Raw genomic sequence first — 13264 nt, 5'->3', positions numbered from 1 at the left:
GTCCTGTCAGAGATGTCGGAAAACGCCGAGATACCCTCAGAGAAGCGGGTTTAACGAGATATTATTCAGCTAACGCCGTATTATGCCCGGAATCGGCCGCTGAAAACACCGCTGTCGGGTTACTCCGTGACGAGGACAGTCAACGCCTCGCCCCCGAACAGCAACGCACCGCCGGTAACGGCGGGTGACTGGACCGGGAACGGCGACTCCGGTTCGAACTCCCAGCGGGTTTCGCCGTCGGCCGAGTCGAGCGCGTAGACGGCGACCTGCCGGCTTTCGGGGTCGGAGACGGCGGCGTAGACAGTCTGACCGCCACCGACGACCGAGACGTCACCGAGACGGTCGGACCGCCACTCGGTCGACCCGTCCGCCGTCGAGAGCGCCGCGACGTGCTCCTCGTCCACGGGGACGTACAGGCGGTCGGGGCCGACCGCCGGCGCGCCGGAGGGGTCGACGGACCCGTCGGACGGCGACCCGCTCGCGTGCCATCGTTCGGATCCGTCGGCGAGGTCGATCGCGACGACGCCGTGTCTGGTGGTCGCGTACACGCTGCCGTCTGCGATAGACGGACGTCCCGCGTCGGGGACGTCGAGGCGCCACGCCTCGGAACCATCGGCCTGATCCACTGCGACGACGCCGTCGTCGTCCGCCGTGACCACGAGATCGTCCGCGACAGTCGGGACGAGCGTGCGGTCGGCGGCCGTGCCGTCCGCCAGATCCGTTCGCCACGCGACGGCCCCGCCGTCGTCGATAGCGACGAGCGAGTCGTCCGCCACCACGAACGTCCGGCCGTCGGCGACTGTCGGCCAGGTGACCGTGACGGGGTCGAACTCGTGGTCCCACTCGACGGTCCCGTCGGCGGCGTCGACCGCCGCCAGCGTGGGCGGGACCGGGACGCACTCGGGCGACTGCTGGGACCCGCCGACGACGTAGACCGTGTCGTCAGCGAGGGTCACGCCGGCCGCCGATCCCGGCGTGACGTCCGTCTCCCAGACCGTCGTCTCCTGGTCCAGGTCGAACGCGGCCAGGCTCGGTCGCGCCCGGTTCCGGACGAAGTAGGCCACGCCGTCCGCGACGGCCAGGTTGCTGTCGATAGACGGTCCCGACTCCGCGAAGCGACGCGACGCCGGCGCCTCGACCGGCCCCGCCGCCGACGTGAATCCGGCCCTCGCGGCGGTGCCGCGATACGTCGGCCAGTCCGACGTCGCGTCGGCCAGCGACCACTCGACCCCCGTCGTCGATTCGGCAGCCCCCGCGCCAGGTCCGACACCGAGCCCGAGTAACACGGTACCCCCCAGTCCAGCGTTGCGAAGGAACGAACGCCTTGTTTTCCTCTTCATCTTCGGAAAAATAATCTAACGATGGAAAGATTATTAATCGGGTCGTAAATTCCACTAGCCACCTGCTATCCGCCCGTTCGAAAGCGGGAAAAACGGCGGCGTCGCTCCAGCCGGCGGACGACGCGGCGTGGATGTGGGATCCAGGTCGCGTTGGGGCAGACCCGCCGACTGCGGACGGCCGATCCACGAGTTTAACTGCGACCACGACCCCACCTAGTGTCGTGCGGGTCGAGAATTCGTTCATCGGGGTCGACGGCGTCGGCGAGAAGACCGAGCGCGGGCTGTGGGAGGCGGGCGTCACTCACTGGGACGACTTCCACCCCGAACCGGTCGGACCGAAGACGGGCGAGCGCATCGAGGCGTTCATCGACGAGGGGCGGTCCCACCTCGACGACGAGAACGTCGCATTCTTCGACGAGCGATTCCCGTCCGGGGAGCGCTGGCGCCTCTACGAGTCGTTCGCCGACCAGGCGTGTTTCTTCGACATCGAGACCACCGGCCTCGAACCCCAGTGGTGCGACGTCACCACGGTGAGTCTCCACCAGAACGGCGAGACGACGACGCTGGTCCGGGGCGACGACCTGTCCGCCGAGTCGCTCCGCGCGGCCTTCGCCGACGCGGGCCTGCTGGTCTCCTTCAACGGGAAACGCTTCGACGTCCCCTTCCTCGAGGCCTGCTACGACGTCGACCTCGGTATCCCCCACCTCGACCTGATGTACACCTGTAAACAGATCGGTCTCTCCGGCGGTCTCAAGCCCATCGAGCAGGCCATCGGCATCGAGCGCGACCGGCCCGACATCTCCGGCGAGGACGCCGTCCGGCTCTGGCGCGAACACGAGCGCGGGCAGGACGGCTCGCTGGAGACGCTGATCTCCTACAACCGCGAGGACACGAAGAACCTGGAGACCCTCGCCGAGGAGGTTACTGGGCGGTTGCACGAGGACGTTTTTGTGGAGTAGGGCGGGGCGCGAACGGAGTGAGCGGCCCGCCGTAATTGCGAGCAGGGAGCGGAGCGACCCGCGAGCAGTAGGCTGGCGCGGCCGAAGGCCGGGCCAGCTAAAGGACGAACGGCGCCAGCCCACCCCACCACCCCTTCGTTTCATGTGGAGAATCGCCCGATAGAGCGCTTGCTCCGCGGGAACCAGCCGCGAAACCGGGAGACGGGAGAGGGGCCGGTTCGTTTCGAGTGGAAGTGAAGGGGTGTGAGCGGCGTTTCGGGTCCCGACCCGGTCAGGCGACCCCTGGCGCGGGGTGGTTCGACCGGCGCCGGAGGACGTGCAGCCGACCCGCGAGCAGCCCGAGTAACAGTCCAGTGAAGTGGGCGACGAGGGCGACCTGCTGGCTCGCCGTCGCGACGGTGATAGCCGCGGCGACGACGGCGAACAGGGCGAGCTGGGCCCGTGAGCTCACCTCGAAATCGCCGACGACGCGGTCGGTGAGTCGGTTGCTCGTCAGCAGGTAGCCGAAGAGGGCGAAGATGGCGCCGCTGGCGCCGAGGACGTTCACCTGGGCGACGATGCCGGGGAGCATCGACCCGACGACCGCGGCGAACCACACCTCGGCGAGGCCGGCGAGTGCGCCCGTGAGGAGGAAGAAGGCGTGGAAGCGCACCGGCGTCGTCTCCCGTTCGAGCGGGAAGCCGACGAGGACGAGCGCCACGGCGTTGGCGGCGAGGTGGGAGATGCCGCCGTGGGCGTAGACGCTGGTGATCACCGTCCAGGGCTCGACGGCGACGGGCGTCGAGAGGGCGAACAGGGAACGGGACGCGAGCGGACCGGCGACGACTCCGAGGAGCGACTGGACGGCGAACACGACGACGAACACCCCGAGGAGGGTGAGCGTCGGGCTCTCCAGCAGGCGGCGGCGCATACGGACACTATGTAGTGCAGCATACATGAAACGTGGGGACCGGGTCGGGAACAGCGGCCTCCGTCACGGACGGAGCCGGAACGCATAGACTGGCCGCGAGCGAAGGTTGGACAGAACCGATGGCGGCCGGAACGTACACGCTCGTCGTCGAACGAACCGCGAGCGACGCCGTCGAGGTCGGTGCGCTCGGCGCCGTCTCCCTTCCCGTGGGCTGGTACGCCTACGTCGGGAGCGCGTTCGGCCCGGGCGGGTTCAGTCGGGTCGACCGCCACCGCGAGGTGGCCAGCGGCGAGCGCGACGTCCGGCACTGGCACGTCGACTACCTGCTCGGCGACCCGGCCACGCGACTGGACGCCGCGGTGAAGACGGCAGACGTCGACGCGGAGTGTGCCATCGCCGCCCGGATCGACGGCGAGCGGGTGGCCGCCTTCGGGGCCTCGGACTGTGGCTGTGAATCGCACCTCGTCTACCGCGAGAAACGGGACCTGCTCGTCGAGTCCGTCGAGCGTGCCCACCGTGACGCGCGCGAGCAACGAGATTGAGGACTACTGAGAGCCCTCCAGGGCTTCGGCACGGAGGCGCTCTCCCGCCTCGGTTTCGACGGTGAGTTCCTCGGGGACCGGCGTCGGTTTCCCGTCCCGGATGGCGACGAAGACGAAGTGCGAGTCGGTCGTGGACTCGGTCTCACCGGTGTGGGGGTTCTCCCGGGCGGCGCGGACGCGGACGTTCACGCTCGTCCGGCCGGCGTCGTAGACGTACGCCTCGACGAGGGCGGTGTCGCCGACGGGGATCGGTCGCTTGAACTCCAGGCCGTCCGTGGCCGCGGTGACGCAGGCCTCGCCGGCGAAGCGCATCGCCGACATCGCGCCGATCTCGTCCATCCACTTCATCACGATTCCGCCGTGGGCCGACTCGTAGTTGTTGGCGTGGTTGGGCTGGACGCGGTGGCGGTTGACGATGTGGGTGTCCTCGAGCGCGGGCATGTGCGAGGTTGGGGAGAGACGCGAAAAAAGGCAGCGGCTGGCCGGTCAGGGCTCGGTGCGCTCGACTTCGACGCCGGGTTCCTCGTAGGCCATCTCGATCTCCTCGTCGTCGTCGCCGCCGGAACGGAATCGCTGGACTGCGACGGCGACACCGGCGAGCACGAGCGCGACGAGGAACAGTTTCCCCTTGGAGCCCCCGGACTGGTCCGAATCGTCGTCCGCTTCGACGTCGACGTGCTCGACGTCGGTTTCGCCGGTACGATCGCTGCTGAACACTTCGTTGGGCAGGTTGACCTCGAAGAACGTGACGTTGTCGAATGCCATGGTAGCGATATGGGTCGCAAGCCACTTATAACCACAGTGACAGCTGCTGGCACCCGTCCGGTCACGGGGTTTTCCGGGAGCGATGGGCCCGTCAGCTGATGTGGATCGCGGGCTTGTTCGGTCGGGCCTTCGGCGCGAGGTCGTCGCCGTCCGCGGCGCGGCGGACCTCGACGGCGGCGTCGAACTCCTCCGCGAACAGCCAGGCGGCCTCCTCGATGATCCGGTGTTCCCGCTCGGCGTCGAGCACCGGTTCGAGGCCGGCCTGCTCCGCGGCGAGCCAGTTCGCGAAGTCGGCCGCCGCGTCGCCGTGCTGCTGGATCGAATCCTCCTCCATGATCGTCCCGACGATGGCGTCGTCGGGGTCGGCGGCGCGCGCGATCTCGTAGGCGTCGTACTTCCAGGGCTGGGCGACGACGAGTTCGATCCGGTCGGGGTCGGTGATGTCGACGACGTCGGTGATGTCGCGGACGTCGGCCAGCGTCGTCCGGACCAGGTCGCGTTCCAGGGCGTACTCGTCCACCTCCTGCAGGGGAGTGGGCCAGTCGGCCGCGGCGATCAGTCCATCACCGTCGAGTTTCGTCCACAGCTCCTCGGCGAGGTAGGGAGCGATCGGAGCGATCAGCTTCGCGAGCGTCCGCAGACCGCGACTGTAGGCGAAGCGGTAGGGCTCGTCGTAGGAACGGTAGCGACGGAGCAGGCGAGCGAACGACTGGAGTTCGCCGACGACCTGGTGGAAACGGAATCGCTCGTACTCGTCGGTGACGGCGGCGACGGTGCGGTCGATTTCGCGTTCGAGGTAGGCGTCGTGGGGCGCTTTCTCGGTCCGTCCCCTCGCACCGTCGGCGTACTCCGCGACCATCCCGTAGATCTCCTGCTGGAAGTCGTAGGCCGACCGCACGTCCTTGACCGTCCACTCGAAGTCCTGCTGGGGGTGGGCCGCCGAGAGGACGAACAGTCGCGTCGTCTCGGCGCCGTACTCGTGGGGCGCGACGGCGTTGCCCTTCGACTTGGACATCTTCTCGCCGCCGTGGAGCACCGTCCCCTGGTTGATGAGCCGGTCGACGGGTTCCCGGCGGTCGAGGAGACCCGCGTCGGCCAGCGCCCGGGCGAAAAAGCGGATGTACAGCAGGTGGAGCACGGCGTGTTCCTCGCCGCCGACGTAGACGTCGACGGGGAGCCACTCGTCGGCTTTCCCCTGGTCGAAGGGAGCCGAATCGAGGTGTGGACTCAGATACCGGAGGTAGTACCACGAGGAGTCGACGAAGGTGTCCATCGTGTCCGTCTCGCGCTCGGCCGGGCCGCCGCAGTCGGGGCAGTCGACCCGCTTCCACTCCTCGACCGCCTCGAGCGGGTTCCCGGTCGTCTGGACGAACTCGGGGAGTTCGACCGGGAGGTCGTCCTCCGGGACCAGCACAGGCCCGCACTCCTCGCAGTGGACCACCGGAATCGGCGTCCCCCAGTAGCGCTGCCGGGAGATGAGCCAGTCCCGGAGGCGGTAGGTCGTCGCTTCCTCGAACGCGTCCTCGTCGAGAAGTCGCTCGGTCGCAGCGGCGCTGGCCAGGCCGTCGTAGTCGCCGCTGTCGGTCAGCATCCCTTCCCCCGTGAACGGCTCGTCGGGACGTGCCGTTTCGGCCTCGCTCCCGACAGGTTCGACCACCTGCTCGATGGGCAGGTCGTGGGCCGTCGCGAAGGCGTGGTCGCGCTGGTTGTGGGCCGGCACGCCCATGACCGCGCCCGTCCCCACGTCGTCGAGGACGTAGTCGGCGACGTAGACGGGGAGTTCCTCGCCCGTGAGTGGGTGGACGGCGACAGCGTCGGTCTCGATACCGGAGGTGTCGTCGGTGGCGCCCTCCGCACCGTCCGGCCCGTTTCGCACCCGGTCTACGTATTCAGCGACGGCAGAATCGTCACTCGCGAGTTCGTCGGCCAGTTCGTGGCCCGGGGAGACCGCCAGGTACGTCGCGCCGAAGACGGTGTCCGGCCGGGTGGTGAACACGTCGACCGCGCCGTGGCCGGCAATCTCGAAGGAAATTTCGGCGCCCTCCCGTCGGCCGATCCAGTTGCGCTGGCTGTCCCGGACGCCCTCGGGCCAGCCGCCGAGGTCGTCGAGGCCGTCGACGAGTTCGTCGGCGTAGTCCGTGATCGCGAAGAACCACTGGTCGAGTTCGCGCCGTTCGACGGGCGTCTCGCAACGCCAGCACGTTCCCTCGACGTGCGCGTGGGATTCGCCGCCGCTGCCGCCGTGGCTGCCGTCTTCGCCGTCGGTCACGACCTGCGCGTCGGCCAGCACCGTCTCGCAGTCGGGACACCAGTTCACGGCGGCGCCCTCGTACTCGACCAGTCCCTCGTCGTACAGTTGCCCGAACAGCCACTGGTTCCAGCGGTAGTACTCGGGGTCGCAGGTGGTGATCTCCCGGGACCAGTCGTAGCCGAAGCCCATCGTCTCCAGTTCCTCGCGCATCCGCTCGATACAGCTCCGGGTCCAGGACTCGGGGTCGGTGTCGCGCTCGTAGGCGGCGTTCTCCGCCGGCAGGCCGAAGGCGTCCCACCCCATCGGGTGGAGGACGTCGTCGCCCTGCATCCGGCGGTAGCGGGCGTAGGCGTCCGTGATGGCGTAGTTGCGGACGTGGCCCATGTGGAGCGCCCCCGACGTGTAGGGGAACATCCCCAGGACGTACGTCGGATCCGCGGCCTCCTCGTCGAGTTCGTACACCCCCTCCCGTTCCCAGACGTGTTGCCAGTACTCCCGGACCTGTGCGTGGTTGTAGCGATCCGTCATCGGAAATTCGTCGTTGGTGAGGGTGGGAGTGCTGGATACAAGATTGTTCGGGGGAAGGACGGGGCGCGAACGCAGTGAGCGGCCCGTCTTACTGCGAGCGGGAGCGAACGAAGTGAGCGACACGCGAGCAGGATGGTTCCGAGCGGAGCGAGGAACCATCTCACGAGCGAACGGGGAACGGAGTGACCCGTGAGCAGCGGCAGGCGCCGAGCGGAGCGAGGGGCCTGCGTATTGCGAGCGGGAGCGAACGAAGTGAGCGACACGCGAGCAGGATGGTTCCGAGCGGAGCGAGGAACCATCTCACGAGCGAACGGGGAACGGAGTGACCCGTGAGCAGCGGCAGGCGCCGAGCGGAGCGAGGGGCCTGCGTATTGCGAGCGGGAGCGAACGAAGTGAGCGACACGCGAGCAGGACGTCGCCGAGCGAAGCGATGGGACGTCAAACAAGCGAGCGGCGAGCAACGCGAGCCGTGAGCAGCGGCAGGCGCCGGCCGAAGCGAAGACTCTGTGAGCAGAGAGTCGAGAAGGCGGATCAGGGCGCTCCGTCTCGGAAAGTCTAGTCGGCCCTGAGTTACTGTGAGACGAGCGCCGTCGGTGCGGCGCCCTGGCTGGCGTCGAGCGTCAGCGACTCCTCGTCCAGGTCCGGGTGGTCGGCGTACCGGACCGTCTCGAGGCCGTCGTCGACGACGAGTCCGGCGTCGCGGAGTTTCGGCAGGTGAACGTGGTACAGCGACGCGAGCACCTCGTCGACGTCGTTCGCCGAGAGCGACGACGTCGGGGCGTCCCGCTCGCGGGCGAGGGTCCGCCGTGCGAGGTTCCGGCGGCCGATGGCGCCGCCGTGGTCGACGACGATGGAGAGGGCTGTCCGGCGGCGGTCGTGGGCCAGACACTCCAGGACGTCGTCCCACTCCGCCTCGGGCGCCGCCAGGACGCGACGGACCTGCGGACTATCGAGCGCGGGGTGGTCGGCGGCCGCGACGGTGTCGGCGTCGCGGTCCCACTCGACGAGGCCGGTCGCGTCGAGTTTCGGCAGTTCGTGGTGGACGAGGGCGACGTGTTCGCGTCGGTCGTCGGTCACGTCGGTCGACGCGGCGTCCCGGTCGTCGGCGACGCGCTTCGCGAGGACCCCGACGGAGACGGGGCCTGGTTCGTCGACGAGTGCGGCGAGTGCGATCCGGCGGCGTGCGGAGGCCAGGGCGACGAGGACCGGATTCGTCCGGTTCGAACGTGCGTGAACGCTCTCTGATTCCATACTCCACTGAACGGCGCTTTCGGGGTTAAGGGGTCCTCCTAATTCTTTATCGTCGTACGTATGCCGCGACCAGTCGGTAGGAATCCAGAGAGGACTGGTATCCAGATTGGAGTAACCTGGTACCGGCCCGGCGTAACCGCGGCGTATTCCCGGAGGATGAATCGCTTCACCGGAAAGGGCGAGACATTCGCGAGCGGCGAATCTGGTCGCGTCGGCACCAGGAGTGCGTTCCGTCGCCCGGGCGGAGAATCGGCGGAGGCGGCACCGCTCGACCGTCGCGCCGAGAACGGAACGGGCGATCGAACACCGTAACCGGGGGTTACTCGACGTCCGTCTGCAGGTCACGAAAAAACGGTGGATTACCGCCGTCGGTGGTACCTCAGTCGACGAACTCGCGTATCGCGGTCAGGTTCGCCGGACCGACGCCGGCCACGCCGAGCAGGGCGTCGTCCGAGGCCGTCCTGACGTCCGCTTCGGTGACGAACCCCCGGGACCGGAGCTTCGCCGCCGTCGAGGGACCGATGCCGTCGACGGCTTCGAAGGGGACCTCCGGGGAGACCGGTTCGTCGTCGTCGGGATTTTCGACCCGACCGAGTGCCTCGCGAAGGGCGTCGGCCTTGTGCTCGGCTTTACGGCCGTCCTGGCGCTCGTACTCGGCGAGCAGGTCCTGCAACCGTTCGAACGGCCCGCCGGCGACGTCGGGGTCCGCCGCCGGACGCCGGCGGTAGCGGGCGTCGAGCTCGGCGACGAACGCCTCGCGTGGAACGAGCGTCGAGTGGGCCGTCTCGTCCCGGACGAGCACCACGCGGTCGTCGGCGTAGACGACCTTCCGGAGGTCGCCGGTGCGCTGGTCCGCGAAGACGAGGCCGATGTCGAAGTCAGTTCTGTTGGATTTCGGGTGGGCGAACTGCGTCTGTGTCATTGTCGGACGGGGAGCGGGTGCCGTGTTCGTTTTCCGCGACCGGCACGTCGTCCCTCGGTTCGACGGAGTCTCCGGGCGCTATAGAGGGCGTCGCTTACGCAGGCTATTTGGATTCGACGGGTACGTATCTGGTTCGTACTGGCGGGCAGGTGAGCGGTTCGGTCATCGTGCAGGGCGACGTCGCAATCCCCGTCGGAGAGAAAGCGAGAGACGCCGCGTCGCGCAGGTTTTTGACCTCTGCGCGCACAGGTACGGGTATGACGAGGACTGCCGAGGGCGACCTGCGGGACTGCCTCGAAGACGCGTTCTGGTCGCGACACTCGAATCCGAAGAGCGGCTGGTCGCGGACGCTCACTGGACCGCTGCTCCTCCTCGCGCTCTACCGGCGGAGCTGGCGGCTGTTCGTCTTCGCCGTGGCGTTCACGGCCCTCAATCCGGTACTGTTCGGCCGCCCCGACCCGGAGGCCGAGAGCTGGATGAAACGCGCCGTGGAGGCCGAGCGGTGGTGGCTCGCGGAGGGGAACGCGACGATGAACCTCGGCTGGCCCAACGTGCTCAACGTCGCCAACGTGCCGACGTTTTGCTACGCGCTGCTGGCCGCCTACAGGCGACAGCCGGTCCGGGCGACGGTCGCGCTGGCGGCCTCGATGGGGCTGAAGTTCGGCTGGATCGAACTGATCGCGCGCCAGTACGACGAATCGCAGGCCTAGTGCGGTCGAGTGGGAGTGGGCGCGGCGCTTACTGCATCGCCTTGACCCAGCCGGGCACCGACGCCATCCCCTGCTTGTCCGCCCAGCCGTTCTCGCGGAGGTACGTCTCCAGGTCGGTGAAGGCGAAGCCGAAACGGTCCTCGAGGGCGTCGACGTCCGCGTCGTAGCCGACCTCGTTGAACCACTCGCACATGACGGTGAACTCCTCGCCGAAGGAGTCGTAGGCGTCCTCGATGGGGACGTGGACCGCCTCGACGTCGACGCCGGTGACCTCGGAGAGCACGTCGGCCGTCTCGTCCAGTGTCAGCTCGTCGCCGGCGAGTTCGAATCGCTCGCCCACGAACTCGTCGGGGTTCGCGAAGGCGACTGCGGCGGCGTGACCGAGGTCGTCGACGCCGACCATCTGCAGGGAGACGCCCTCGGCGAGCGGGAGCGCGACCTGACCGTCCTCGACGACGTCCTCCGCGAACGCCTCGAAGTTCTCGAAGAAGAAGACGGGCTGGAGCACCGTCATCGGGAAGTCCAGGTCCTGGGCGTACTGCTCGATGTCCCAGGCCGAGTCGAAGTGTGGGACGCCGGTGTCGCGCTCGTGGCTCCCGACGCCGCTGAAGACGAACTGGTCGACGCCCTCCTCGGCGGCGACGTCGGCGAGGTTCTGTCCCTGCTGGACCTGAGCGTCGTACCCCTGGGTCCAGAAGTTGGTGACGGCGAACACCGCGTCCGCGTCGGCGACGTGGGCCCGGAAGGAGTCCGGGTCGTCGAGGTCGCCCTCGACCATCGTCACGCCGCGATCTTCGAGCGCCGCGGCGGCGTCGCTGCCCGCGTCCCTGGTCAAACCGCGGACGTCGAAGGACTGCTCGGCCGCGAGCAGGTGGTCGACGACCGCACCGCCCTGGTTCCCCGTCGCACCGGTGACGAGAATTCGCTGGGTGTCTGTCATCGACTGCTACTCCGGCGCCCCCGTATGTGTCTTTTCTGCTACACGATTGTGACCACGTGACGTCGATGTCACCGGTCCCCGGTCCGCAGTCACCGACGGCCGAGAATATCGCGGGTTTAGGCACCAGCTAGACCACGGTTCGGCGCCGTCGGTGTTCCTGCGATCGATCCGGCAGTAGCCATGGGCTTCATTAGCGTACCCCGAAAACCCGAAGTCATGGAAGACGTCGAGATCACGGACGTGCAGGCGACGCAAGTCGACGCTGACTGGTCGTGGACGTTCGTCCGCGTGTATACGGACGCAGGCGTGACGGGCACGGGCGAGGCCTACTGGGGCGGCGGCGTCGGCGACATCGTCGAGGGCGAGTGCCGCGACCGCCTGCTCGGCGAGGACCCGCGCGACATCGGGCCGCTGGTCCACGAACTGTTCGAGTACACCTCGGCGACCGGGTCGCTCGCGGGGACGACGGTGTCGGCCATCGCCGGCATCGACGTCGCGCTCCACGACCTGGCGGGCAAGCTCGAAGACCAGCCGGCCTACCAGCTACTCGGCGGGAAGTTCCGCGACGCGCCGCGGGTGTACGTCGACTGCCACGCCGGTGCTCACCTCGGCGGCGCCCACGACCCGGCCGACCGGGACGCCCACGACGTCGACATCTACGCGCCCGAGAGCTACGCCGACGCCGCCGAGGTGGTCGTCGACGAAGGGTTCGACGCGATCAAGTTCGACCTCGACGCGAGCAAACGCTACGAGAAGGACCGGCACAACCGCCACCTCAACGCCGAGGCCATCGACTACAAGGCGAGCGTCGTCGAGGCCGTCACCGAGCGCGTCGGCCACGACGCCGACGTCGCCTTCGACTGCCACTGGAACTACGCCGGCGAGAGCGCGACCAAGCTCGCCCACGCCGTCGAGGAGTACGACGTCTGGTGGCTCGAGGACGTCGTCCCGCCGGAGAACCTCGACGTCCAGCGCGAGGTCACCAGGGCGTCGGAGACGTCCATCTGTGCCGGCGAGAACCTCTACCGCACCCACGGCGTCCGCCAGCTCATCGAGGAGCAGGCCGTCGACATCCTCCAGCCCGACATGCCCAAGTTCGGCGGGATGTTCGAGACGGCGCGGACGGCGTGGAGCGCCTCGGACTACTACATCCCCGTCGCGCTCCACAACGTCTCCTCGCCGCTCGGGACGGTCGCCGGCGCCCACGTCGGCGCCGCCATCCCGAACTTCCTCGCCCTGGAGTGGCACGGCCGCGACGACCCGGACTGGCCCGAGTTCGTCGAGGAGGACTCGGTCATCGAGGACGGCGCCGTCCCACTGTCCGACGACCCCGGCCTCGGCGTGACGCTGGATCTGGACACCGTCGCCGAGTTCGTGGCCGACGGCGAGACGCTGCTGGACGAGGCGTAGGCTGGTCGCTCTGCGAGCGACCTGCTAGATAACGAACGGTGAACGCAGTGAACCGTGAGTAGGGTGGTTCCGAGCGGAGTGAGGAACCACCGATATGCGAGCGGCGTCAGCCGCGAGCAGTAGGCTGGCGCAGCCGAAGCCCGGGCCGGCTTTTCGTCGAGCGTGGAGGAACGACCCGCGAGACGGCGAGCCTGTGATTGGCCCGGCCAGAAGATGGGGAGCGCTGCGAACAGCGGAGAAAGCAGAGACTGCGTAGCGTGACGATCGAGAGTGGCCGCGTTCAGTTCGGCCCACGAATGGCCGCCAGGATCGAGCGTTCGGCGGCGGCGTCGTCGAGTTCGGCCACGCGTGCCTCGGCGTCGTAGGTGATCACGTCGGCCTCGGCGAGCCGTGGAAGGTGGTTGTGGACGAGCGCCGTGCGAACGTCACTGGCCGCCGCGGAGTCGTCGCTGTCGGTTATCAGGGTGACGAGGTCCTCGAGCGTCGCCGGTTCGCCCCACTCCATGACCTCGATGATCGCTCGTCGATAGCGGTGGGCGAGCGCGTCGAACACCTCGTCCAGATCCTCGGCCGAATGCGAACGGGCGACGACAGTGGTGTTGTCAGCGGTCATCGATCCCCACCTGTCGAAGTACGTCGGACATAGTAAACTAAAGGAACAACCGTGTAAAAACAACGCGGCCTAATTGGATAGGTAAGGCCGGGCAGGCGACGTCGGTGGGTGCGTCACTACTTT

General features: G+C 68.2%; 13 protein-coding genes. 4 read left to right on the top strand and 9 right to left on the bottom strand.

Annotated features, from left to right (window positions below):
- Positions 1–119 precede the first annotated feature (119 nt).
- Positions 120–1340 (bottom strand): PQQ-binding-like beta-propeller repeat protein, encoded by a 1221-nt coding sequence (locus BM337_RS01115; RefSeq protein ID WP_089813085.1) that lies wholly within the window; start codon positions 1338–1340, stop codon positions 120–122.
- Positions 1341–1561: 221 nt separating this feature from the next.
- On the opposite strand from BM337_RS01115, the gene BM337_RS01110 reads away from it, so the two are divergent.
- A complete protein-coding gene (locus BM337_RS01110; RefSeq protein ID WP_089813083.1) occupies positions 1562–2299 on the top strand; it encodes a ribonuclease H-like domain-containing protein in 738 nt (245 codons plus the stop codon).
- A gap of 271 nt (positions 2300–2570) precedes the next feature.
- Here the strand turns inward: BM337_RS01110 and BM337_RS01105 are convergent, their stop codons facing one another.
- Positions 2571–3209 (bottom strand): rhomboid family intramembrane serine protease, encoded by a 639-nt coding sequence (locus BM337_RS01105; RefSeq protein ID WP_089813081.1) that lies wholly within the window; start codon positions 3207–3209, stop codon positions 2571–2573.
- Positions 3210–3328: 119 nt separating this feature from the next.
- Between BM337_RS01105 and BM337_RS01100 the strand changes: the two genes are divergently transcribed.
- Entirely contained in the window at positions 3329–3751 is a 423-nt protein-coding gene (locus BM337_RS01100) for a GIY-YIG nuclease family protein (RefSeq protein ID WP_089813079.1), read from the top strand.
- A gap of 3 nt (positions 3752–3754) precedes the next feature.
- On the opposite strand, the gene BM337_RS01095 is transcribed toward BM337_RS01100, so the two are convergent.
- From BM337_RS01095 to BM337_RS01075, 5 genes are all read right to left on the bottom strand, one after another.
- Entirely contained in the window at positions 3755–4192 is a 438-nt protein-coding gene (locus BM337_RS01095) for an acyl-CoA thioesterase (RefSeq protein ID WP_089813077.1), read from the bottom strand.
- A gap of 45 nt (positions 4193–4237) precedes the next feature.
- Entirely contained in the window at positions 4238–4516 is a 279-nt protein-coding gene (locus BM337_RS01090) for a flagellar basal body-associated FliL family protein (RefSeq protein WP_089813076.1), read from the bottom strand.
- Between the two features lie 91 nt (positions 4517–4607).
- Positions 4608–7295, bottom strand: a complete 2688-nt coding sequence (gene leuS, locus BM337_RS01085) for a leucine--tRNA ligase (RefSeq protein WP_089813074.1) — start codon at positions 7293–7295, stop codon at positions 4608–4610.
- Positions 7296–7865: 570 nt separating this feature from the next.
- Positions 7866–8546: a DUF7344 domain-containing protein gene (locus BM337_RS01080; protein WP_089813072.1), complete on the bottom strand. Its 681-nt coding sequence runs from the start codon at positions 8544–8546 to the stop codon at positions 7866–7868.
- Positions 8547–8925: 379 nt separating this feature from the next.
- A complete protein-coding gene (locus BM337_RS01075; protein ID WP_143117606.1) occupies positions 8926–9468 on the bottom strand; it encodes a helix-hairpin-helix domain-containing protein in 543 nt (180 codons plus the stop codon).
- 257 nt (positions 9469–9725) lie between these two features.
- Between BM337_RS01075 and BM337_RS01070 the strand changes: the two genes are divergently transcribed.
- Positions 9726–10178 (top strand): DUF6653 family protein, encoded by a 453-nt coding sequence (locus tag BM337_RS01070; protein WP_089813069.1) that lies wholly within the window; start codon positions 9726–9728, stop codon positions 10176–10178.
- A gap of 28 nt (positions 10179–10206) precedes the next feature.
- Here the strand turns inward: BM337_RS01070 and BM337_RS01065 are convergent, their stop codons facing one another.
- Positions 10207–11118 (bottom strand): NmrA/HSCARG family protein, encoded by a 912-nt coding sequence (locus tag BM337_RS01065; RefSeq protein WP_089813067.1) that lies wholly within the window; start codon positions 11116–11118, stop codon positions 10207–10209.
- A 216-nt stretch (positions 11119–11334) separates the two neighbouring features.
- Here BM337_RS01065 and BM337_RS01060 point away from each other — a divergent pair, with 216 nt between their 5' ends.
- Entirely contained in the window at positions 11335–12528 is a 1194-nt protein-coding gene (locus tag BM337_RS01060; RefSeq protein ID WP_089813065.1) for a mandelate racemase/muconate lactonizing enzyme family protein, read from the top strand.
- Between the two features lie 280 nt (positions 12529–12808).
- On the opposite strand, the gene BM337_RS01055 is transcribed toward BM337_RS01060, so the two are convergent.
- Positions 12809–13141, bottom strand: a complete 333-nt coding sequence (locus BM337_RS01055; RefSeq protein ID WP_089813063.1) for a DUF7344 domain-containing protein — start codon at positions 13139–13141, stop codon at positions 12809–12811.
- Positions 13142–13264: the final 123 nt, after the last annotated feature.

It is taken from the genome of Halomicrobium zhouii, assembly GCF_900114435.1.
Classification (GTDB): Archaea; Halobacteriota; Halobacteria; order Halobacteriales; family Haloarculaceae; genus Halomicrobium; species Halomicrobium zhouii.
Note: the sequence above shows the minus strand (reverse complement) of the source record. Positions and strands in the feature narration are given on the sequence as shown.